This is a genomic window from Micromonospora sp. WMMD812, assembly GCF_027497215.1.
Classification (GTDB): Bacteria; Actinomycetota; Actinomycetes; order Mycobacteriales; family Micromonosporaceae; genus Micromonospora.
Genome location: NZ_CP114904.1, coordinates 4077990 through 4100313, shown reverse-complemented (window position 1 = coordinate 4100313; position 22324 = coordinate 4077990). Strand labels below are relative to the sequence as shown.

The 22324-nt window shown below is 74.6% G+C and carries 20 protein-coding genes; 11 read left to right on the top strand and 9 right to left on the bottom strand.

The genetic code is table 11. From position 1 onward, the window contains the following. The first annotated feature begins 493 nt into the window (after positions 1–493). Entirely contained in the window at positions 494–2449 is a 1956-nt protein-coding gene (locus O7603_RS18850; protein ID WP_348651081.1) for a heavy metal translocating P-type ATPase, read from the top strand. A gap of 3 nt (positions 2450–2452) precedes the next feature. Here O7603_RS18850 and O7603_RS18845 read toward each other — a convergent pair whose 3' ends face one another. Then, on the bottom strand, positions 2453–2749 hold the full coding sequence (locus O7603_RS18845; RefSeq protein ID WP_281571122.1) for a metal-sensitive transcriptional regulator: 297 nt from the start codon (positions 2747–2749) through the stop codon (positions 2453–2455). A gap of 149 nt (positions 2750–2898) precedes the next feature. Here O7603_RS18845 and O7603_RS18840 point away from each other — a divergent pair, with 149 nt between their 5' ends. From O7603_RS18840 to O7603_RS18805, 8 genes are all read left to right on the top strand, one after another. Beyond that, the gene (locus tag O7603_RS18840; protein WP_281571121.1) at positions 2899–3108 is read left to right on the top strand and encodes a cation transporter; all 210 of its coding nucleotides are present in this window, start codon (positions 2899–2901) and stop codon (positions 3106–3108) included. A 26-nt stretch (positions 3109–3134) separates the two neighbouring features. Further along, complete coding sequence (locus O7603_RS18835) at positions 3135–4121, top strand: hypothetical protein (protein ID WP_281571120.1); 987 nt, start codon at positions 3135–3137, stop codon at positions 4119–4121. A 12-nt stretch (positions 4122–4133) separates the two neighbouring features. Beyond that, entirely contained in the window at positions 4134–6407 is a 2274-nt protein-coding gene (locus tag O7603_RS18830) for a heavy metal translocating P-type ATPase (protein WP_281571119.1), read from the top strand. 161 nt (positions 6408–6568) lie between these two features. Beyond that, positions 6569–6742: a CsbD family protein gene (locus O7603_RS18825; RefSeq protein WP_281571118.1), complete on the top strand. Its 174-nt coding sequence runs from the start codon at positions 6569–6571 to the stop codon at positions 6740–6742. 169 nt (positions 6743–6911) lie between these two features. After that, positions 6912–7412: a hypothetical protein gene (locus tag O7603_RS18820; RefSeq protein WP_281571117.1), complete on the top strand. Its 501-nt coding sequence runs from the start codon at positions 6912–6914 to the stop codon at positions 7410–7412. A gap of 261 nt (positions 7413–7673) precedes the next feature. Beyond that, on the top strand, positions 7674–8021 hold the full coding sequence (locus tag O7603_RS18815) for a helix-turn-helix domain-containing protein (RefSeq protein WP_281571116.1): 348 nt from the start codon (positions 7674–7676) through the stop codon (positions 8019–8021). Positions 8022–8026: 5 nt separating this feature from the next. Next, positions 8027–8296, top strand: a complete 270-nt coding sequence (locus tag O7603_RS18810; protein ID WP_281571115.1) for a hypothetical protein — start codon at positions 8027–8029, stop codon at positions 8294–8296. Between the two features lie 163 nt (positions 8297–8459). Then, a complete protein-coding gene (locus tag O7603_RS18805; RefSeq protein WP_281571114.1) occupies positions 8460–9944 on the top strand; it encodes an alpha/beta hydrolase in 1485 nt (494 codons plus the stop codon). A gap of 143 nt (positions 9945–10087) precedes the next feature. Here O7603_RS18805 and O7603_RS18800 read toward each other — a convergent pair whose 3' ends face one another. From O7603_RS18800 to O7603_RS18780, 5 genes are all read right to left on the bottom strand, one after another. Beyond that, positions 10088–11335: a DUF6596 domain-containing protein gene (locus O7603_RS18800; RefSeq protein ID WP_281571113.1), complete on the bottom strand. Its 1248-nt coding sequence runs from the start codon at positions 11333–11335 to the stop codon at positions 10088–10090. Beyond that, the gene (locus O7603_RS18795; RefSeq protein ID WP_281576731.1) at positions 11332–11688 is read right to left on the bottom strand and encodes a YciI family protein; all 357 of its coding nucleotides are present in this window, start codon (positions 11686–11688) and stop codon (positions 11332–11334) included. The genes O7603_RS18800 and O7603_RS18795 overlap by 4 nt, the downstream gene beginning before the upstream one ends. A gap of 148 nt (positions 11689–11836) precedes the next feature. After that, positions 11837–13111: a DUF2786 domain-containing protein gene (locus O7603_RS18790; protein WP_281571112.1), complete on the bottom strand. Its 1275-nt coding sequence runs from the start codon at positions 13109–13111 to the stop codon at positions 11837–11839. 183 nt (positions 13112–13294) lie between these two features. Next, on the bottom strand, positions 13295–14014 hold the full coding sequence (locus O7603_RS18785) for a response regulator (RefSeq protein WP_281571111.1): 720 nt from the start codon (positions 14012–14014) through the stop codon (positions 13295–13297). Continuing rightward, complete coding sequence (locus O7603_RS18780; protein ID WP_281571110.1) at positions 14011–15600, bottom strand: sensor histidine kinase; 1590 nt, start codon at positions 15598–15600, stop codon at positions 14011–14013. Before O7603_RS18780 ends, O7603_RS18785 begins: the two co-directional genes overlap by 4 nt. 105 nt (positions 15601–15705) lie before the next feature. Between O7603_RS18780 and O7603_RS18775 the strand changes: the two genes are divergently transcribed. Further along, positions 15706–17100, top strand: a complete 1395-nt coding sequence (locus O7603_RS18775; protein ID WP_281571109.1) for a cation:dicarboxylase symporter family transporter — start codon at positions 15706–15708, stop codon at positions 17098–17100. 66 nt (positions 17101–17166) lie between these two features. Here O7603_RS18775 and O7603_RS18770 read toward each other — a convergent pair whose 3' ends face one another. The 3 genes from O7603_RS18770 to O7603_RS18760 all read right to left on the bottom strand — a co-directional run bounded on the left by O7603_RS18770 (position 17167) and on the right by O7603_RS18760 (position 21572). Then, positions 17167–18282: a CaiB/BaiF CoA-transferase family protein gene (locus O7603_RS18770; protein ID WP_281571108.1), complete on the bottom strand. Its 1116-nt coding sequence runs from the start codon at positions 18280–18282 to the stop codon at positions 17167–17169. A gap of 100 nt (positions 18283–18382) precedes the next feature. Then, complete coding sequence (locus O7603_RS18765) at positions 18383–19543, bottom strand: acyl-CoA dehydrogenase family protein (protein ID WP_281571107.1); 1161 nt, start codon at positions 19541–19543, stop codon at positions 18383–18385. Between the two features lie 106 nt (positions 19544–19649). Then, a complete protein-coding gene (locus tag O7603_RS18760) occupies positions 19650–21572 on the bottom strand; it encodes an APC family permease (RefSeq protein WP_281571106.1) in 1923 nt (640 codons plus the stop codon). A 261-nt stretch (positions 21573–21833) separates the two neighbouring features. Here O7603_RS18760 and O7603_RS18755 point away from each other — a divergent pair, with 261 nt between their 5' ends. Next, positions 21834–22319: a hypothetical protein gene (locus O7603_RS18755; protein WP_281571105.1), complete on the top strand. Its 486-nt coding sequence runs from the start codon at positions 21834–21836 to the stop codon at positions 22317–22319. The last annotated feature ends 5 nt before the right edge of the window (positions 22320–22324 follow it).

The window sequence follows — 22324 nt, the reverse complement described above, 5'->3', positions numbered from 1 at the left end:
CGGACGATCGCCGGAGCGGACGCCCCACCACGGCCGAGGGTGGCAGAACGGCTGCGTACCGTGAGCGGGGCGCTCGGGCCGGACCGGCCGCGGGCGGCGGTCGGCGCCCGGCGGCGGGAGCGGGCCGGGGGGCCGGAGCGGGCCGGGCGGTACGGAATCCGGAGAGCCATCGTCGGAATGCTAACCAGGCTCGCCCCCCGACGCCGGTTCGCGCGGCCGGTGTCGGCGGTGCGGGTGGCGGGGAAGGAACCCCGCGGGCCGACCGGACGGGCATGGTGGAGTCATGTCCGCGCACCCGTCGCAGTCCTCGCCGGATCACGGCACACCGCCGCCCGCCGGCCATCCCGGGCACGGCGGCCGGGGCGCCCACGCCGGCGGCGCGGGTGCGCACGGCGCCGCTGCAGGCGGGCACGGCGGTCAGGGTGGGCACGGCGGTCGAGGCGGGCACGGCGGCCGGGGCGGGCACGACAAGCACGCCGGGCACGACCCGGAGATGTTCCGGCGGCGGTTCTGGCTCTGCCTGGTGCTCACCGCGCCGGTCGTGGTCACCAGCCACCTGGTGATGGAGTGGTTCGGCTATGAGCTGGCGTTTCCCGGCCGGTCCTGGGTGGGCCCGGTGCTGGGTTCGGTGGTGTTCTGGTGGGGCGGGTGGCCGTTCCTGGTCGGCGCCGTGCGCGAGGTGCGGGACCGGGCGCCGGGCATGATGCTGCTGGTCGCCATGGCGATCACCGTCGCGTACGTGGCGTCGCTCGCCACCAGCCTGGGCGCCTTCGACCTCGACTTCTGGTGGGAGCTCGCCGCGCTGGTCACCATCATGCTGCTCGGCCACTGGCAGGAGATGCGGGCCATCGGGCAGGCCCGGGGGGCGCTCGCCGCGCTCGCCGCGCTCCTGCCCGACCAGGCCGAGCGGGTGGCTGCGGACGGGCGGGTCGAGCCGGCCCCGGTCGCCGACCTGCGGGTCGGGGACGTGGTGCTGGTCCGGCCGGGCGGTCGGGTGCCGGCGGACGGCCGGGTGGTGGACGGTGCCGCCGAACTGGACGAGTCGATGATCACCGGCGAATCCCGTCCGGTGCCGCGGGCGGTCGGGGACCGGGTGGTGGCCGGCACCGTGGCCACCGACTCGGCGCTCCGGGTGCGGGTCGAGGCGGTCGGCGAGCAGACCACGCTCGCCGGCATCCAGCGGATGGTCGCCGAGGCGCAGCAGTCCAGCGGCCGCGCGCAGCTGCTCGCCGACCGGTTCGCCGCCGCGCTCTTCTACCTGGCCACGGCCACCGCCCTGGTCACGGTGCTGGTCTGGACGGCGCTCCACCGGGTCGACGAGGCGGTGGTCCGCGCCGTGACGGTCCTGGTGATCGCCTGCCCGCACGCGCTCGGCCTGGCGATCCCGCTGGTGATCGCGCTCTCCACGGCGCTGGCCGCGCGCTCCGGGATCCTGGTGAAGGACCGGCTCGCGCTGGAGCGGATGCGGACCGTCGACGCGGTCCTCTTCGACAAGACCGGGACTCTGACACGGGGCGAGCACGCGGTCACCGACCGGGCCGCGGTGTCCGGCGTCGACCGTGACGAACTGCTGCGGCTGGCCGCCGGCGTCGAGTCCGACAGCGAGCATCCGCTGGCCCGGGCCATCGTGGCGGCGGCGGGTGAGCGGGGCGGCGCCACCCGGGCGACGGGCTTCCGGTCGCTGCCGGGCCGCGGTGTGCAGGCCACCGTCGACGGCACGGAGTACGCGGTGGGTGGGCCGGCGCTGGTGCGGGAGCTGGGCGTGCGGCTGCCCGACGAGCTGGTCCCGGCGGTGGACCGGTGGTCCGCTCGGGGTGCGGCGGTGCTGTATCTGGTCCGGCTGCCGCGCACCGTGCTCGGCGCGCTCGCGTTGACCGACGAGGTGCGCCCGGCGGCGCGGGAGGCGATCGCGGAGCTGCGGGCCCAGGGCGTCCGGACCATCGCCATGATCACCGGCGACGCCCGCCCGGTCGCCGAGGCGGTCGCCGCCGACCTCGGCTTCGGCCCCGGTGACGAGGTCTTCGCCGAGGTGCTGCCGGCGGACAAGGACGGCAGGGTGACCGAGTTGCAGCGGCGCGGGCTGACCGTGGCGATGGTCGGCGACGGGGTGAACGACGCCCCGGCGCTGGCCCGGGCCGACGTCGGCATCGCGATCGGCGCCGGCACCGACGTCGCGATCGAGTCGGCCGGGGTGGTGCTCGCCTCGTCGGACCCGCGGGGCGTCACGGCGGTGATCCGGCTCTCTCGCGCGTCGTACCGGAAGATGCTCCAGAACCTCGCCTGGGCGGCGGGCTACAACGTCGTCGCGCTCCCGCTGGCGGCCGGGGTCCTGGCCTGGGCCGGTCTCGCGCTGAGCCCGGCGCTCGCCGCGGTGCTGATGTCCGCGTCCACCATCGTGGTGGCGCTGAACGCCCAACTGCTGCGCCGGGTACGCCTCGACCCCGGCTGAGGGTCAGCCGCGCTTCATCAGGCGGCCGACCGCGGCCATCATCTCGCTGGCCATCTCGTCGGCGCGGCCCTCGGCCGCCCCCTCGTGCATGCAGTGCCGCGCGTGCCCGTCGAGCAGGCCGAGGGCGACCTTGTCGAGCGCGGCCTGGATGGCGGAGATCTGGGTGAGCACGTCGATGCAGTAGCGGTCGTCGTCGACCATCTTCTCGACGCCGCGGACCTGCCCCTCGACGCGCCGCAGCCGCGCGAGCAGCTGGTCCTTGCTGGCGGTGTATCCGCGGATCGGAGTGGGTGTGGTCATGCGGACAAGGATAGCCTACCCCTGGGGGGTATGGTATGGTCCTCCTCGTGGCGGATACCCCCACCGGGTACCGGTACACCGACAGGGCGGAGTCCGTCCTCGCTTTACCCCTGGGGGGTATAGGCTGAGGCGGTGGAAGGGAGGGTCCGATGGTCACCACGACGTACCAGGTGCAGGGCATGACCTGCGGGCACTGTGTCAGCGCGGTCAGCGCCGAGATCGGCGCGATCGCGGGCGTCGACGACGTCCGGGTCGACCTGGCCAGCGGCCAGGTCACCGTCAGCAGCGAGAGCCCGCTGGACACCGCGTCCGTGCGCGCCGCGGTCGACGAGGCCGGCTACGACCTCGTCGACGCGTGACCGGCGCCTGACAACGAGGGGCCAGGATGAACACCACGATGAAGCTGAGCGGCTTCGCGCTCGGCCTCGCGGCGGTGTTCGGCGCGGCGTACGGGCTCGGCCAGGTGGCCGGCCCCGTCTCCCCGGCCGCCGAATCCCGCCACGACACCACCACCCGCGCCGGGCACGGCGCGACCGGCGGCGAGGAGAGCGGGTCCGGGCACCTGCCGGGCGGCCTGCTCGTCTCCGACCGCGGCTACACCCTCGCGCCGGTCACCGCACCGGCCGGCGAGTTCGCCTTCCAGATCACCGGGCCGGACGGCCGGCCGGTGACCGCGTACGACGTGGCACACGACAAGCGGATGCACCTGATCGTGACGCGCCGCGACCTCTCCGGCTTCCGGCACGTGCACCCCGAGCTGGGGACGGACGGCACCTGGCGGGTCGCCTCCCCACTCGACGGGCCCGGCGCGTGGCGCGCGTTCGCCGACTTCACCCCCACCGGGGGTGGGCCACTGACGCTCGGTGTCGACCTCACCGTCCCCGGCCCGCTGACCGAGCGGCCGCTGCCGCCGCCGGCGACCAGCACCACGGTCGACGGCTACACGGTCACCCTGGCCGGCAGCCCGCAGCCCGGCCGCACCGCGGAGCTGACCCTGACGGTCAGCCGGGGCGGTGTTCCGGTCACCGAGCTGGAGCCCTACCTCGGCGCGTACGGCCACCTGGTGGCCCTGCGCCAGGGCGACCTGGCGTACCTGCACGTGCACCCGGACGGCACGCCCGGCGACGGGCGGACCGCGCCCGGGCCGGCCGTGACCTTCTTCGCCGAGGTGCCGTCCGTCGGCGCCTACCGGCTCTACCTCGACTTCAAGCACGGCGGGAAGGTGCGCACCGCGGAGTTCACCGTCGTGGCCGGCGCCGCGGCGGCTCCCGCCGGCCCGGCCGACGCGCCGGGCAGCCCCGCGCCCGCCCCGAGCGCACCCACCCCGACCGGCGACGCCGAACACGGCGAGCCCGGTCACGGGCACGACTGAACGGGAACCGTGATGACCACCACCAGCAGTACGCCGCTGCCGACGGCACCGAACCTGATCGAGCTCGCCATCGGCGGTATGACCTGCGCCTCCTGTGCGGCCCGCATCGAGAAGAAGCTGAACCGGATGGAGGGCGTCACCGCCACGGTCAACTACGCCACCGAGAAGGCCACCGTCCGGTACGCCGACGACGTCACCACGGACGACCTGATCGCGACCGTGGAGAAGACCGGCTACACGGCGGCGCTGCCGCCCCCACCCGCCTCGGTCGGTACGTCCGCCTCCGCCGAGCCGGTCGACGAGCTGCGCGGGCTGCGTACCCGGCTCTGGGCGTCCGTGGCGCTGACCGTGCCGGTGATCGTGCTGGCCATGGTGCCGGCCTGGCAGTTCGACTACTGGCAGTGGCTGTCGCTGACCCTGGCCGCGCCGGTCGTGGTGTGGGGCGGCCTGCCGTTCCACCGGGCCGCATTGATCAACTTGCGGCACGGCGCCGCCACCATGGACACCCTGGTCTCGGTGGGCACGCTGGCCGCGTTCGGGTGGTCGCTCTGGGCGCTCTTCCTGGGCGACGCCGGGATGCCCGGGATGACGCATGCCTTCCGGTTCGACATCACCCGCTCCGACGGCGCCGGGAACATCTACCTGGAGGCGGCGGCCGGGGTGACCGCGTTCATCCTCGCCGGCCGCTACTTCGAGGCCCGCTCGAAGCGGACCGCCGGGGCCGCGCTGCGCGCCCTGCTCGAACTCGGCGCCCGCGACGTCGCGGTGCTGCGCGGCGGGGTGGAGACGCGGATCCCGGCCGACCAGCTGGCCGTCGGGGACCGGTTCGTGGTCCGGCCGGGGGAGAAGATCGCCACCGACGGCGTGGTCGACGAGGGCACGTCGGCCGTCGACGCGAGCATGCTGACCGGGGAGTCCGTTCCGGTCGAGGTCGGCCCGGGCGACGCGGTGGTCGGCGCCACGGTGAACGCGGGCGGCCGGCTGGTGGTCACCGCGACCCGGGTCGGCGCCGACACCCAGCTGGCCCAGATGGCCCGCCTGGTCGAGGAGGCCCAGAGCGGCAAGGCGGCCGTGCAGCGGCTGGCCGACCGGATCTCCGGAGTCTTCGTCCCGGTCGTCATCGCCCTGGCCGTCGGCACCCTCGGCTGGTGGCTCGGCACCGGGGCGGGGCCGACCGCCGCGTTCACCGCCGCGGTGGCCGTGCTGATCATCGCCTGCCCCTGCGCGCTCGGGCTGGCCACGCCGACCGCGCTGCTGGTCGGCACCGGCCGGGGTGCCCAGCTCGGCGTCCTGATCAAGGGACCTGAGGTGCTGGAGAGCACCCGGAAGGTCGACACCGTCGTGCTGGACAAGACCGGCACGGTGACCACCGGGCGGATGACCCTGGTGGACGTGCTGCCCGCCAACGGCACCCAGGCCGACGAGCTGCTCCGGCTGGCCGGGGCGCTGGAGGCCGCCTCCGAGCACCCGATCGCCCGGGCGGTGGCAGCCGGTGCGGCCGAGGCCGGCGCGCTGCCGCCGGTCACCGGCTTCGCCAACGTCGAGGGGCTGGGCGTGACCGGCTCCGTGGAGGGGCGTGCGGTGCTGGTCGGCCGGCTCCGGCTGCTGCGCGAGCGAGGGCTCGACGTACCCCTGGAGGTGGAGCGGGCGGCGACCGACGCGGAGGCCGCGGGCCGGACGGCGGTGCTGGCCGGCTGGGACGGGCGGGCGCGGGGCGTCCTCGCGGTCGCCGACCTGGTCAAGCCGACCAGCCGCGCCGCGGTGGCCCAGCTGCGCGACCTCGGGCTGCGTCCGGTGCTGCTCACCGGCGACAACGCCACGGTCGCCCGCGCGGTGGCGGCCGAGGTCGGCATCACCGAGGTGATCGCCGAGGTGCTGCCGACGGACAAGGTCGACGTCGTCGCGCGGCTGCAGGCCGAGGGGCGGACGGTCGCCATGGTCGGCGACGGGGTCAACGACGCGGCGGCGCTGGCCCGGGCCGACCTGGGCCTGGCCATGGGGACCGGCACCGACGTGGCGATCGAGGCGTCCGACCTGACCCTGGTCCGGGGTGACCTGACCGCCGCGGTGGACGCGATCCGGCTGGCCCGGCGCACCCTGAACACCATCCGGGGCAACCTGTTCTGGGCCTTCGGTTACAACGTCGCGGCCCTGCCGCTGGCCGCCGCCGGGCTGCTCAACCCGATGATCGCCGGCGCCACGATGGCCCTCTCCTCGGTGTTCGTGGTCGCCAACAGCCTCCGCCTCCGCCGTTTCCGCCCGGCGACCCCGTCGCCGCAACGTTGATCACACCGCCGCGTTGATCATGAGGTTCACGGCGAATTCGGTCTCCGAATCTGCCGTAGACCTCAGGATCAACCCGGCGCGGGTCGGTCGGGAGGTGGTTGGGGTGGGTGGGGGTGGGGTACCTGTCCGGTTGTAGCGATGCTTCGGACTGGAGGTGCGTGATGGGTATCGAGGACAAGATCAACAACGCCGCCGAGGACGCGGGTGGCAAGGTCAAGGAGCAGGCCGGCCGGGCCACCGACGACGAGCGGCTGGAGGCCGAGGGTCGCAACGACCAGGCCGCCGCCAACCTCAAGCAGGCCGGCGAGAAGATCAAGGACGCCTTCAAGAGCTGACCGCACCGTACGCGCGTCGGGCCGGTGACCGCCGGCCCGGCGCGCGTACGCGTGTCTCGGGTCGGCGCCGGATCGTTGGCCAGGACGAGGTGTCGCCGCTCGACTCCGTCCGCGTGCCGCCCACGCCGACCGTCCGAGCCGGACGGCCGACCTGGAACGGGAGGGGTCGATGTCCCAGCCCATCGTGACCGGCCGGTGGGCCGTCGCCGCGGTCGCGCTGGCGGCCCTGCTCGCCGGCTGCCAGTCGCCCGGCGCGGAGACCGACGGGCTCGGCGGCGCACCGACGCCGACCGCCGTGGCCGCACCCGCCACGGCGCCGTCCACCGCCAGCCCGTCGCCGGTGACCGCGGCCAACACGGTCGCGGTCTGTCAGGCCGTCGACCGGCTCATCATCGCCAGCAGTCGGAGGATCGCCACGGAGTCGGCCGCGGCGACCGAGCGTGAACTGACCGGCGAGCAGATCGCCGACCAGCTCCGGCGGAACCTCGCCGAGCTGGCCGACCACGTGCGGGCGCAGGCCCGCCGCGCCGAGGACCCGCGGATCGGGATTCTGGTCCGGGGCGTCGCCGACCGGATCGACGCCGGTTCCCGGGCCGCTCGCCCGACCGCGTGGCTGAGCGACACCTTCACCCGGATCCCCGCCGATCTGATGCGGGACTGCCGCCCCTGACCCGACCGCCGGCCCGAGGGCGGGCCCGCAGGAACGGCCCGGCGGACAGGACGGCCGGCCCGAGGGCGGGCCCGCAGGAACGGCCCGGCGGACAGGACGGCCGGTCCGAGGGCAGGCCCGCAGGAACGGCCCGGCAGAGCCCGGAGCGCACGCACTCCTCCCTGTGCGGGGTAACCCGGAACTCACCCTGATTGATTCGTCCGGGCCGTGCATCGTGGACCGACACCCGCTAACTTTCTTTTGCATGTGCAAGGGCGCGTCATGAGTGGCGATCCGGCGCTGTCGGGAGACGACCTGGTCCGGGTGCTCGGCACCCTCGCCAACCCGCACCGGCTGCGGGTGATCGCCGCGCTGGCCCGGGAGCGGGCGTACGTCAGTCGGCTCGCGCGGGATCTCGGCATCAGCCGTGCGCTGCTGCAGGTCCACCTGCGGAAGCTGACGGCGGCCGGTCTCGTGTCCGCCCATCTGGAGTTGTCGGAGGACGGGAAGGCAATGAAGTACTACGAGGTGGAACCGTTCGCACTCCGGCTCACCCCGGACGTCATCGCGGACGCGGTCCGGACGCTGACCCCGCCGGCCGCCGAGGATCGGGACGGTGACGAGCGGTGACCGGAATGAGCGAACACGACTGGACCGAGGTGGTCGGGGCGATCGGCATCTTCGCCCTGCTGATCAGCGTGATCACGGTGACCGTGGTGCAGTTCGCGAAGACCCGGCGGGCCCGTGTCCTCGGGATCCGCGAGGAGGAGTACCGCCGGCTCGCCGAGAGTGCCGTCCGGGCCCAGGAGAGCAACGAGCGTCTGCTCGCCGCGTTGGACGGCCGCCTCGGTGGGATGGAGGACCGGATGGCCGCGCTGGAACGCGTCCTGCGAGACGTCGACTAGAGCCCGCCGCGGGTCGGCCCGGGGCTATGACACAGGCCCTGGCCCGGCGCCGGAGGTTCCGGGCCGCCGAGGGGCAACTCGACGGCCCGGGTGTAAAGCAGCATCACCTCGCCCACGGGCGAGTTCTCACCGCAATGCCCCTTCGAGGAGAGGACAGCATCTCGTGCTGCGCGTACGCAAATCCGTCGGCTGGACGCTGGCGGTCGCGACAGCGGTCGCACTGATCGGGGCGGGTGGTCCGCCGGCCGCGGCGGCCCGTTCCGGATCGGAGCCGACCATCACCTGGCGCCCGTGCGACCAGGACCGGACCGCCGAATGCGGGACGCTCTCCGTCCCGGTCGACTGGAGCCGACCGGACGGCGAGCGGTTCGACCTGGCGCTGGCCCGCCGCACCGCCACGGACCGCGCCGAAAGGGTCGGCTCGCTGGTGTTCGGACCCGGTGGCCCGGGCGACAGTGGCGTGGACCGGGTGGTGACCGGCATGCACCGGTTCAGTGATGACCTGCGCCGACGGTTCGACATCGTCAGCTTCGACCCCCGTGGCGTCGGCCGGAGCCACCCGGTCGTCTGCGCCACCGCGCTGCTGGCCGCACAGCCGCAGGTCATCGAGGACCAGGCGCAGTTCGCTGCCACGCTGGCCGGCAACGCCCGGTTGCGGGCCGACTGCCGGGCGCGGACTGGCCCGCTCTTCGACCATGTGGACACCCTGAGCGCGGCACGTGACCTGGAGGCGGTCCGGGTCGCGCTGGGCGAGCGACGGTTGACCTTCCACGGCAGTTCCTACGGGACGCTGCTCGGTCTCACCTACGCGGAGCAGTTCCCGCACCGGGTACGCGCGATGGTGCTGGAGGCCGCGGTCGACCACAGCCTCGGCACCCGGTCCTTCCTGGACACCCAGGCCGCCACGGTCCAGGACTCGTTCGACGAGTTCGTCGCCTGGTGCGCGGCCGAGCCCCGCTGTGCGCTGCACGGGCGGGACGTCCGAGCCGTCTGGGCCGGCCTGTGGGCCCGGGCCGAACAGGGCGAGCTGGCCGATCCCGATCGTCCTGCCGTACGGCTGACGCCGTTCCTGCTCAGCCGGCTCGCTCAGAAGGCGCTGTACGGGCCGGACTGGCCCGGCCTGGCGGCGGACATCCTCACCATGACGTCGGCACCGGCACCGGCACCGGCACCGGCATCGGCACCGGCACCGGGCACCACGGCGGACACCGCGGTCAGCCCGAACCCCCTGGCCGTCTTCTGCCAGGACTGGGCCCTGCCCGTGCGCGACCATCGGGAGTACGCCGCCCACCTGCGCCGGGCCGCCCGGATCGCGCTCGACCTGCGGTATCCGCAGGCGGTGCTCGCCATCTCGACCTGCCTGGGCACCCCGACGCCGGTCGCCAACCCGCAGCACCGCCTCCGGGTCCGCACCGACGTGCCGCTGCTCGTGGCGGCCACCCGGCACGATCCGGCGAGCGGCTTCAACTGGGCGACCAACGTGGCGCGGCAGCTCGGCCGGCACGGCGTCCTGCTGACCTACGAGGGCTGGGGGCACGGCAGCTACACGACCACCCCGTGCGTGGGTCGGGCCGTCGACCGGTACCTCGTCGACGTGGTGGCGCCGGCCCGGGGCGCCCGGTGCCCGGCGGTGAACCCGACCGCCTGACCCCCCGTGCGCCGTCCGGTCGCCGTGGCAGAGCCCACCGCGGCCGGGCGGTCGCCGTGGCAGGGCCTGCCGCAGCCGGACGCGCCGGGCGGTCGCCGCGGCAGGGCCCACCGCGGCCGGACGCGCCAGGCCCCGGTCCCGCGTCAGCAGTCGGACAGCCGGGCGGCCCGCAGCTCCAGGTAGCGCCGCTCGGGAATGCTGGTGGTGGCGCGCGCCGCGGCCAGGTACGCGTCCCGCGCCGCACCGGGCTCGCCCGCCAGTTCCAGCAGGTGGGCGCGGACGGCGGCGAGGCGGTGGTGGCCCGCCGTGCGGTCGTCCTCGTCCAGCGGCGTCAGCAGGGCCAGCCCGGCGCCCGGGCCGTCCACCATCGCCACCGCGACCGCCTGGTTCAGAGTGACCATCGGGTTCGGGGTGACCCGGGCGAGTAGCCGGTAGAGCGCCACGATCTGCGGCCAGTCGGTCGCGGCGGCCGACGGCGCCTCGGCGTGCACCGCCGCGATGGCCGCCTGCAGCTGGTAGGGGCCGGGCGGCGACCAGGTCAGCGCCTCGGTCACCAGGGCGACGCCCTCCGCGATCGCGGCCCGGTCCCACCGGTCCCGGTCCTGTTCGGCGAGCGGCACCAGCTCGCCGCCCGGCCCGACGCGGGCGGCCCGGTGCGCGTCGGTGAGCAGCATCAGCGCCAGCAGCCCGGCCACCTCGCCGTCGTCGGGCAACAGCCCGTGCAGCATCCGGGTGAGCCGGATCGCCTCGGCGGTCGGCTCGGCCCGGTGCAGGTCGGGCCCGCTGGACGCGGTGTAGCCCTCGTTGAAGATCAGGTAGAGCACCTGGAGCACCGCGCCCAGCCGGTCGTCGCGCTCGGCTGGCGACGGCATGGTGAACCGCGCCCCGGTCGCCTCGATCCGCTGCTTGGCCCGGCGGATGCGCTGACTCATCGTCGCCTCCGGCACCAGGTACGCCCGGGCGATCTGCGCGGTGCTGAGGCCGCCGACCGCGCGCAGGGTCAGCGCGACCTGCGCGGACCGGGGCAGTGCCGGGTGACAGCAGAGGAAGAGCAGCCGCAGGGTGTCGTCGCCGGCCGGCGACTCCGCGTCCGCCGGCGGAGCGACCAGGGCGTACGCCGGCTCGCGGACGGCCACCGCGACCTCGCGGTCCCGGCGGGCGCACTCGCTGCGCCACTCGTCGGCGAGCCGGCGGGTGGCAACGGTGAGCAGCCAGGCGCGGGGGTTCTCCGGCACGCCCTGCTCCGGCCACTGCAGGGCGGCCGCGAGCAGCGCCTCCTGGACCGCGTCCTCGCACCGGTCGAACTGGCCGTGCCGTCGGACGAGCAGGCCGAGGACCTGCGGCGCCAGCGGGCGCAGCAGCTCCTCGACCTCGCCCGCCCCGGTCGTCACATCTCCGTCCCCGCGTCGTGCATGATCGCGCGGACCTCCATGACGCCGCCGTAGCGCACGTCCGGCCAGCGCGCGGCGATCTCGGCCGCCCGCTCCGGGCTGTCGCAGTCCACCGCGACGTACCCGGCGAACTGCTCCTTGCTCTCCATGAACGGCCCGTCGACCACCTCCGGGTGCCCGCCGGCCAGCCGGACCGTACGCGTCTGCGACGGATCGGCCAGCGCCTGCCCACCCACCAGCTCGCCGGACTCGGACAACTCCTTCATGATCTCGTCGACCTCGCCGAAGAGCGTGACCCGTTCCTGCTCGGACAGCTCCTCGACGAAGCCGGGCCGGTTCCAGATCAACAGCATGTACTTCACGACCTGCTCCTCGCGTCCTGGCCGCGCCGATCGGTGGCGCGGCTCGCCGAGGGGTCGGAGCCGACACCCCGTTCCCTACATCCGTACCGAAGAAGGTCGCAGAAATTCCGGCGGAGCGTCGGCGCCCACGCCGGGCGGATCAGCGGGGACGGCGCTCCCCGCCGCGGACCTGTCGGCCCGGCCGGGTGCCGCCGCCCGGGTGGAGCGACGCCCGGTCGGCCGCCGACGTGCCGGACGCCCAGCCCTCCGCGTCCCGGACGGTCAGCCGCTGCCGGGTGACCCCCGGGAACAGCGTCTCCAGCCGTTCCTGGACCGCCTCGCTCCGGGCGGCGAGCACCGGGAGCAGCCGCTCCGGACCGGCGGCCTCCGCCGCCTCCCGGTTCGCCGCCGCGCTGGCCGCCCGCAGCCGCTCCCCGATGCGCAGCGCGAACGCGTGCAGGAAGGACTCGTCGTAGCCGCGGGTACGCCGGCGACCGGCGGCCGCCCGGCGCTCGCCCCGGCCGCGCAGCATCGCGGTGGTGGCCTGCACCAGCAGCGACGTGTAGAGCAGTTCGACCGCCTCGAGGTCGGCCGGCCAGCCGAGCACCGTGGCGAAGCCGAGGTCGTCCGACCAGACCGACTCGCAGCCGTTCGCCGCGGCCACCTCCTGCACGAGCAGCGCCTTCGCGCCCGCGTACGGGGGGTCGGTGCCGAGCCGCACCCCGCCGGGCAGGTCGGTGCGGGGCGCCTCGGCCGCCAGCAGCGCCTCGTCGAGGCTGTGCCGGGCCATCAGCTCCTGTGCCTTGCCGGTCAGCGCCTCGGCCTCCGCCGGGAAGGTGGTCGACTCCGCCTTGGCGAGCAGCGCCCGCACCCGGTCCAGGATCCGCGAACCGCCGCGGCTGACCGGACCGGTCGTCGCCGATCCACCCGCCGGCGCGGTCGTCGCCGATCCGGGTGGCGGGCGGAGCACGGCGATCGGCGGCAGGCTCTCCACGAGCGCCAGCGCCTCGACCGCCTCCCGCAGGGCGGTGATCCGGTCCACCCCTTCCCGGGCGGCCCAGGCGGTGAGGTGGCGGGCGTCGTCGTCCCACCACACCCGGGCGTCCAGGTCGCGCAGCTGGTCGTCCCACCAGGACGGGACCGGGCCGGGATGGTCGCGCCGCTGCGCGGCCGTCGCGTTCCGCAGCAGCCGGGCCGGCCGCGCACCGAGCCGCCGTCCGGCCAGCCGGTCGAGGTCGGCCGGCTGCCAGCCACGCGGCCAGAGCCGTCCGACGGCCCCGGCCAGGCGACGCAGCAGCGCCGCGTCCACCGCCGTCGCGCCGTCCGCGGTGCCGGTGCCGACCACGAGCAGATCCAGCCGCCGCTCCGCGAGGCGTACGTCGGTGCCGCGGGAGGCCGCCACGGCGGCGGTGATGAGCTCCTCGGCGTCCGGCACGGTCGCGTCCCCTCCTCGGTTGTCCAGCGGTGTACGACGCCGCCATCAGTCATGATCATGCCCGTCGCGCTCCCCGGGCTCCGGAACCGGGCAGTTCCCGCCGGCGGGGCGACCCGGGGCAGGGTCCGGTCCGGTCCGCGGGACGACCGGCCGGGTTGCGCAGCCCGGTCTCCGCACCGCCGCTCAGGTGGGCCGGTACTCCACCTCGGGCCGGCCCGGCGTGCCGTACCGCGGGGTGCGGGTGAGTCGACCGGTGTCGACCAGATGCTCGAGGTAGCGGCGCGCGGTGACCCGGGACGTTCCGGTGCGCTCGGCGACCTCCGAGGCCGACAGCCCCGGCTGCCGGCGCAGCACGTCAAGCACGGTGTCGAGCGTCTGCGCGCCCAGCCCCTTGGGCAGGGTGTCCGGCGCGGTCCCGCGCAGGGTGGCGAACATCCGGTCCACCTCGTGCTGGGCGGCGACCGCCCCGCCCGCCGACGCCTGCCGCCGGTACGCCGCGTAGCGCTCCAGCTTGTCGCGGAAGGCCGCGAACGTGAACGGTTTGAGCAGGTAGTGCGTCACCCCGAGGGCCACCGCCGCGCGCACCACCGTCAGGTCCCGGGCCGACGTCACGGCGAGCACGTCGGCGCCGCTGCCCGCCGCCCGCATGGCTCGGCAGAGGTCCAGGCCGTGCACGTCGGGCAGGTGGAAGTCGAGCAGCACCAGGTCGACGGCGTCGTCTCCGGTACGGCGCAGCACCCGCATCGCCTCCCGGGCGTTGTGCGACACCCCGACCACCCGGAACCCCGGCACCCGCTCGGTGTACGCGCGGTGCGCCTCCGCGATCAGCTCCTCGTCCTCGACGACGAGCACCCGGATGGCGCTCAGGTCGCTCCGCCCGCTGATGTCGGTTCGCTCGCTCATGTCGGCCGCCCCGCCGGGACCGGCAGCCGGACCCGGAACACCGTCCCGCCCTCCGCGCCGGTCGCCACCTCGTGCCGGCCGCCGTGCCGGGCCAGCACCTGGGCGACCAGGGCGAGCCCGAGACCTCGCCCGCTGGCCTTGGTGGACCAGCCTCGGCGGAACGCGTCGGCGACCCGGTCGGTCGGGAGCCCCGAGCCGCTGTCGGTCACCTCGACCAGCACCTCGCCGGCCGTCTCGGCCACGTACACCCGGACCCGGCGGGGCGGTTCACCGGACGCGACCGCCTCCAGCGCGTTGTCGACGAGGTTGCCCACGACGGTGAGCAGGTCCCCGGCGGGCAGGGTGCCGACGTCGAGCCGGGAGGACGGGTCGACGGTCAGCTCGACGCCCCGCTCGGCGGCCTGCGCCGACTTGCCGAGCAGCAGCGCGGCCAGCGCCGGCTCGGTGATCGCGCCGACGACCTGGTCGGTGAGCTGTTGGGCCAGTGCCAGCTCCCGGGTGGCGAGCCGGACGGCCTCCTCGGTGCGGCCCAGCTCGACCATGGTGAGCACGGTGTGCAGCCGGTTCGCGGCCTCGTGCGCCTGTGACCGGAGCGCCTCGGTGAGCCCGCGGACCGAGTCCAGCTCGCTGGTCAGCGCACGCAGGTCGGTGTGGTCGCGCAGGGTCAGCACGGTGCCGAGGGCCCGGCCATCGGCACCGGTCGGCCGGAGGTTGGCGACCAGCGCGCGGTCGGCGGTCAGGATCAGCTCGTCCCGGGCGGCCCGGCCCGACGTGATCAGCTCGGTCAGGGCGGCCGGCAGGTCGACCTCGGTCACCGGCCGGTCGACCAGCGGCGCGTCGGCGGGCAGCCCGAGCAGGCGGCGGCCCTCGTCGTTGATCAGGCCGATCCGCCGGTCCGGCCCGATCACCACCAGCCCCTCGCCGACCGAGTGCAGCACCGCGTCGTAGTACTCGTACATCCGCGTCATCTGCACCGGGCCGAGACCGTGGGTCTGCCGGCGCAGCCGCCGGCTGAGCAGCCAGGACCCGGCGGCGGCCAGAGCCAGCGCGGCGGCGGTGCCGACGAGCAGCAGCGGGGACCTGTCGAGCAGTTCCCGGTTGATCGCCTCGGTGGTGATGCCGACCGACACCAGCCCGACGACCGTGCCGTCCGACTCGCGTACCGGCACCACCGCCCGGACCGACTCGCCGAGCGTGCCGGTGTTGACCACGGTGAACGGTTCCCCGGCCAGCGCCGGGCCGATCTCGCCGATGAACGGCCGGCCGATCTGCGCCGGGTCCGTGTGCGAGTGGCGGGTCCGGTCCGGGGTCATCACCACCACGAAGTCCGTTCTCGTGGCGGCCCGGATCGACTCGGCGTACGGCTGGAGGGTGGCCGACGGGCGTGGGGTGCGCAGCGCGGCGGCCACCTGCGGCGAGCGGGCGACCGTCTCGGCCACCGCGAGCACCTCCTCGCGGGCCGCTGCCCGGGCGTCGGCGCGGGCAACCAGGGCGACCCCCGCGGTGGCGGCCGCCACGAGCAGCGTGACCACCACGACCTGGAGGGCGAACAGCTGCCCGGCGATGCTCCACTTCCGTCCGGTCATGTCTCCTCGTCGTGACGGGTCACCCTGGTTCGCCGACAGTTCAGGTCGGTGAACAGAATGAACGCAAGGCTGATTCCGGTTGAGATCTGCGCCACAGTCTCAGCCATGCAGACCCCCACCACCAGCACACCGGCCACGCGGCCCCGGCGGGACCGCACCCATCTCCTCTACCTCGCGGTGATCGTCGCTGTCCTGGCGGGCATCGTCCTCGGCTTCGTCGCACCCGACGTGGCGCAGGAGCTCAAGCCCCTGGGCACCGGCTTCGTCGCGCTGATCAAGATGATGATCAGCCCGGTCATCTTCTGCACCATCGTGCTCGGCGTCGGCTCCGTCCGGCAGGCCGCCAAGGTCGGCAAGGTCGGCGGCCTGGCGCTCGGCTACTTCCTGATCATGTCGACCGTCGCGCTGGCCATCGGCCTGGTGGTCGGCAACCTGATCCACCCCGGCGCCGGACTGCAGCTGAGCAACGAGCTGGCCGAGGCCGGTCAGAAGGCCGCCGGCACCGAGAGCCAGGGGACCGTCGACTTCCTGCTCGGCATCATCCCGACGTCGCTGCTCTCGGCGCTGACCGGCGGCGAGGTGCTCCAGACCCTGCTGGTCGCCCTGCTGGTCGGCTTCGCCGTCCAGGGCATGGGCAGGCGGGGCGAGCCGGTGCTGCGGGCCGTCGGCACGATCCAGCGGCTGGTCTTCAAGATCCTCACCATGATCATGTGGCTGGCGCCGGTCGGTGCGTTCGGCGCGATCGCCGCCGTGGTCGGCGCGACCGGCGTGGACGCGTTGAAGAGCCTGGCGCAGATCATGCTGGGCTTCTACGCGACGTGTCTGATCTTCGTGCTGGTGGTGCTCGGCGCGATGCTGTGGCTGGTCGCCCGGATCTCGATCTTCTCGCTGCTGCGCTACCTGGGCCGCGAGTTCCTGCTGATCGTGTCGACCTCCTCGTCGGAGTCGGCGCTGCCCCGGCTGATCGCCAAGATGGAGCACTTCGGGGTCAGCAAGCCGGTGGTCGGCATCACGGTGCCGACCGGGTACTCGTTCAACCTGGACGGCACCGCGATCTACCTGACCATGGCCTCGCTCTTCATCGCCTCGGCGATGGGCGACCCGCTGTCGGTCGGCGAGCAGATCTCGCTGCTCGTCTTCATGATCATCGCCTCGAAGGGTGCGGCCGGCATCACCGGCGCGGGCCTCGCCACCCTGGCCGGCGGCCTCCAGTCGCACCGCCCGGACCTGGTGGACGGCGTCGGCCTCATCGTGGGCATCGACCGGTTCATGTCCGAGGCGCGGGCGTTGACCAACTTCGCCGGCAACGCGGTCGCCACCGTCCTGGTCGGCCGCTGGACCGGCGAGTTCGACCGGGACCAGGCCCAGGCGGTGCTCGCCGGCGAACTGCCGTTCGACGAGGCCACCATGCTCGACGACCACCACGACGAGCCCGACCCAGACCCCACCCTCACCACCCCCGCCACCCCGACCCCGGAACCGGTCACCGCAACCCGCTGACCGCCGGGATCTTGGTTGGAAACGGCCCCTCCAGGGGCCGTTTCCAACCAAGATCTGCTCAGCGGGTCAGGCCGACCACTCCTCGATCACCGTCGACACGGGCAGCAACTCCCGGTCCGGGTCGGGCGCCGGGGTCGGCGGTGCCGCCGGCGTACGCCCGAACCGGGGCGCCGGGGCTGGCTGGACCTCCCCGCCGACCTCGACGAAGGTGCCCCGGGCGGCGTTGTGCGGGTGCCGGTGCGCCTCGGCCGGGGCGAGTACCGGCGCCACGCAGGCGTCCAGGTCGGCGAAGACGGCCGTCCACTCGTCCCGGGTCCGGGTCGCGAACCGGTCCGCGAACCGGCGGCGCAGCTCGTCCCAGCCCGCCGGGTCGTACTGGGCCGGCAGGTCGGGGTCGTCGGCCAGGCCCAGGCCGGTGAGGAGGGCGGCGTAGAACGCCGGCTCCAGCGCCCCGACCGCCACGAAACCGCCGTCGGCGGTGCGGTACGTGTCGTAGAACGGCGCCCCGCCGTCGAGCAGGTTGCGCCCACGCCCCGCGGACCAGAGACCGGTGCCGAGCATTCCGTGCAGAAACGCGGTGAGCAGCGCGGAGCCGTCGACCATGGCGGCGTCCACCACCTGCCCGACGCCGGAGCGTTCCCGTTCGAGCAGCGCGGCGAGCACGCCGACGGCGAGCAGCATCCCGCCACCGGCGAAGTCCCCGATCAGGTTCAACGGCGCGTGTGGACGCTCGTCGGCCCGGCCCAGCGGCTCCAGCGCGCCGGCCACGGCGATGTAGTCGATGTCGTGCCCGGCCCGGGGCGCCAGCGGGCCGTCCTGCCCCCAGCCGGTCATTCGGGCGTACACCAGTCGGGGGTTGTGGGCCCGGCAGGTCTCCGGCCCGAAGCCGAGCCGCTCGGCCACCCCCGGCCGGAACGCCTCGACGAGCACGTCCGCGCGCTCCACCAGGCGAAGCAGGTCCGCCACCCCGTCTGGCGACTTCAGGTCCAGCGCGGTGACCCGCCGGCCGCGCTGCAACGGGCCGCCCGGCGGCGCGGCGAGCCGGCCGGCGGCGGGGCCACCGGGCCGGTCGACGCGGACCACGTCGGCGCCGAGGTCGGCGAGCACCATGCAGCCGAACGGGGCGGGGGCGAGGCTGGCCAGCTCGACCACCCGTACCCCAGCGAGCGGCCCGCCGGTCACAGGAGCCCCACCGCCCACAAGAGCCCCGCCGCCCACACCGGGCCCGTCCGCCCCCGACCCGACTGGGCCCGACCCGGCCGGGACCGGTCCTGGACCGCCGTCAGAGGGCACGCGCGATCAGCTCCTTCATGATCTCGTTGGTGCCGCCGTAGATCTTCTGGGCCCGGGCGTCGGCGTACATCCGGGCGATCGGGTACTCGGTGGTGTAGCCGTAGCCGCCGAACAGTTGCAGGCACCGGTCGATCACCTCGCACTGCCCCTCGGTCAGCCAGTACTTGGCCATCGCGGCGGTCGCCACGTCCAGCTCGCCCCGGGCGTGCCGGGCGACGCAGTCGTCCAGGAAGACCCGCCCGGTGCGGGCCCGGGTGGCGCACTCGGCGAGCACCATCCGGGTGTTCTGGTGCCCGAGCAGCGGCTTGCCGAACGCGGTGCGCGCCTTGGTGTACGCCACGGTCAGCTCGACGGCCCGCTCCATCGCGGCCACCGCGCCCACGGCGAGCACCAGCCGCTCCTGCGGGAGCTGCTGCATGAGCTGGACGAAGCCGAGCCCCTCGGCGTCGCCGAGCAGGTTCGCGGCGGGCACCCGGAGCCCGTCGAAGAACAGCTCCGCGGTGTCGTTGGCGTGCAGCCCGATCTTGGCGAGCAGCCGGCCGCGGCGGAAGCCCTCGGGATCGCCGCTCACGTCGCAGACGAGCAGCGAGATGCCGGCCGCGCGCTGCTCCGGGTCGGTCTTGACGGCCACGATGATCAGGTCGGCGAGGCCACCGTTGCTGATGAAGGTCTTCGCCCCGGTCACCACGTAGTCGTCGCCGTCGCGCACCGCGCGGGTGCGCATCGCCTGGAGGTCCGAGCCGCCGTCCGGCTCGGTCATCGCGATGGCCCCGACCAACTCGCCGCTGCACAGCCCGGGCAGCCAGCGCCGCTTCTGTTCGTCGCTGCCGTACGCCACCAGGTAGCCGGTGACGATGCCGCTGTGGACGGCCAGGCCCAGGCTGGCCTCCCCGGCGTACGCCTGCTCCTGCAGCACGACCGCCTCGTGGGTGAAGCCGCCGCCCCCGCCGCCGTACTGCTCCGGCACGGAGAGACCGAGCAGGCCCAGCTCGCCGGCGCGGCGGTAGTGCTCGCGGTCCGGGTGCCCCTGGGCGGCCAGTCGGTCGGCGTGCGGCAGCACTTCCTTCGTGAAGAAGGTGCGGGCGAGGTCGGCCAGGTCGTCGTGCTCCGGCTCACGCCAGGGCGAGGGGTGGCGGTCGGGCGTCGGCATGGCCCCACCCTCGTGCCCGCCCCGCGGTGTGTCAACAGATCCGGAACGCGCCCGGGGCGGCCGTGTGCCGGCGGCCGAAAGGGCGTCCACCCACCAGGGCCGGGTGTCACGCCCCGGCCGGAGCGTCCGTGGGCGCGACTCGATTCGGCGCGGGCACCGGGAAGCGCATCCGGCAGACGATCGCGTCACTGTCCCGGCGGACCGCCCGCTCCAGCACGGCACCGCGGTTGTTCCGCAGGATCCGCTCCCACCGCCGCTGCGGCGCGACCTCCGGGATGACCACGAACACGTGCCGTCCCGGGTAGTGCCGCCGGAGGTGCTCGACCACCGGCCGGCCCAGGTCCCGGTCGGTCGACTCGACGACCGCCACCGGCACATCCGGGTGCCAGGCCTCCCACCTCCCGCGGAACCGGTCCGCGGAGCCCGGCTCGTCCGCGTACGTGACGTGGACCGCGGTGACCTCGTCGCCCAGGGACAGCGCGGCGGCCAGGGCCCGCCGGGTCAACTCGGAGACGTCGCCGACCGGGACGACCACCACCGACGGCCCGGGCCGGGGCGGGGCGGGCGTCTGGCCGAGCCGGAGGCTCACGCCGAAGCGCTGGTACGCCCGGTGCACCCACTCGAAGCCGAACACCAGCAGCGGCAGGGTGAGCACGATGAGCCAGGCGCCCTCGGAGAGCTTGCTGGCGGTGGTGACGATGGCGGCGGCGAAGGTCAGCACGGCGCCGAAGCCGTTGAGCGCCAGCTTCCACCGCCAGCCCTGACCGCGTTCGAGCAGCCAGTGCCGGACCATCCCGTACTGGGCGATGGTGAAGCCGACGAAGACGCCGATCGCGAAGAGCGGGACGAGCGTGTTCATCTGGCCGTTCGCGGCCACCAGCAGCACACCGGCGACCGCGGACAGCACCAGGACGCCGTAGCGGTGCACCTGGCGGCGGGCGCGCAGGGCGAACACGTGGGGCAGGTAGTTGTCCTCGGCCAGCAGCCGGGCCAGCACCGGGAGCCCACCGAACGACGTGTTCGCGGCCAGCGCGAGCAGCACCATGGTGGCGAACTGCACGACGTAGAAGCCGACCCCGTGCCCCAGCGCGGCGTCGGTGAGCTGGGCCAGGACGGTCACCCCCTCGACGGGGTGAAGCTGGAATCGCCCGATCAGCGTGGCCAGACCGATCAGCATGACGCCGAGCAGGGCGCCGAGCGCGACCTCGGCCCGCTGGGCGCGTCGGACGGCGGGCTCGCGGAACGACGGGACCGCGTTCGCGATCGCCTCCACGCCGGTCAGCGCGGCGCAGCCGTTGGCGAAGGCCTTGAGCAGCAGCAGCGCACCGACCGCCTGTAGCGGCCCGGCGGCCGGAGCCGCCTCGCTCAGGTGCGCCGGTTCGCTCCGCAGCAGACCCGCGACGATCACCGTGAAGATCGCGCCGACGAAGATCGCGGTGGGCACGATGAACGCCCGGGCGCTGGCCGCGATGCCGCGCAGGTTGACGGCGGTGATCAGCACCAGCACGCCCAGGCAGAGCTGCACGGTGTACGGCAGCAGCGCCGGGAAGGCCGAGGTCAGCGCGGCGACGCCGGCGGCGACCGACACGGCCACGTTCAGCACGTAGTCGACCACGAGGGAGGCCGCCGCGACAAGGCTGGTACGCCGGGACAGGTGCCGCTTAGCGACGGCGTAGGCGCCGCCGCCGTCGGGGAACGAGGCGATCACCTGCCGGTAGGAGAGCACGAGCACCGCGAGCAGGCCGGCGATCGCCAGGGTGACCGGCAGGGTGAGGCCCAGGCCGGCGCCGCCCGCGGCGGCGAGCACCAGCACGATCGCCTCCGGGCCGTACGAGACCGACGCCATCGCGTCCAGCGAGAGCGCGGCCAGGCCGCCCGACACGGATAGCCGATCCCGGCCCGCCGTGTTGCGGTCCCGTCGGCCGACCGGCCACCGGCGACCGCCGGGGGTGGCGGCACCCGGTGGTGGGGTGGTCGGGCGGCGGGGTTCCTCGGCCTCGGTGCCGGGCGGGGTGAGAGAGCTGACCATGCGACTCACGATGCGCCGCGCGGGATGGCCAGTTCCTCCTCCGATACATGTTCTTTACGGCGCGGCCGCGAATACGTACGGCACTTTCACGCCGGCCGTCCGGCGCTCCGCCGCGCGTGGTGAACCGGCGTTATGGCGCCGTCAAGAAATCCGCTTCCGGCGTCACGGGTGCGTGAAAACCATCGACGGTGGCCCGGCCGCCGGATTGGTATGGCGACGTACGGGCCCGGACGGCGGGCTCGCGTTCGGCGGAGGCGTGCCGTGAGCGGCGATCATGACCGGGCAACCGGGACGGAGGACTGTCGGACCCCGACCGGGATCAACATCGCGGTCGGTGCCCTGCTGGTGATCGGTGCGACGCTGCTGGCGGCGGCGCTCTTCCCGCCGGTCGATCTGCCCGGGCGGCTGCTCGTGGTGGCGATCGCCGTCGGCGGGTTCGCCGCCGTCGTACCGGACCTGCGGGCGGTGGCCGCGGTGACCGTGCTGGGCGCGCTGACCTTCATCGGGTTCCTGGTCAACCAGTTCGGCGAACTCGTCGACACGTCCACCTCCGCCTGGGCCTACACCGCCGTGATCGGGTTCGCCGCCGCGCTGGGGACCGGTTACCGCCACATGCGCTCGTCCGTGCCGGCACCGGGGCCGTCGCCGAGTCCGGCCCCGACCGTCGTGCCCCGCCCCCTGCCGTCGACCACCCAGCCGGTGGTCGCGCCGCCGGACGGTCCCGCCGGGTTGCACCGTGCGGCCTAAGGCCG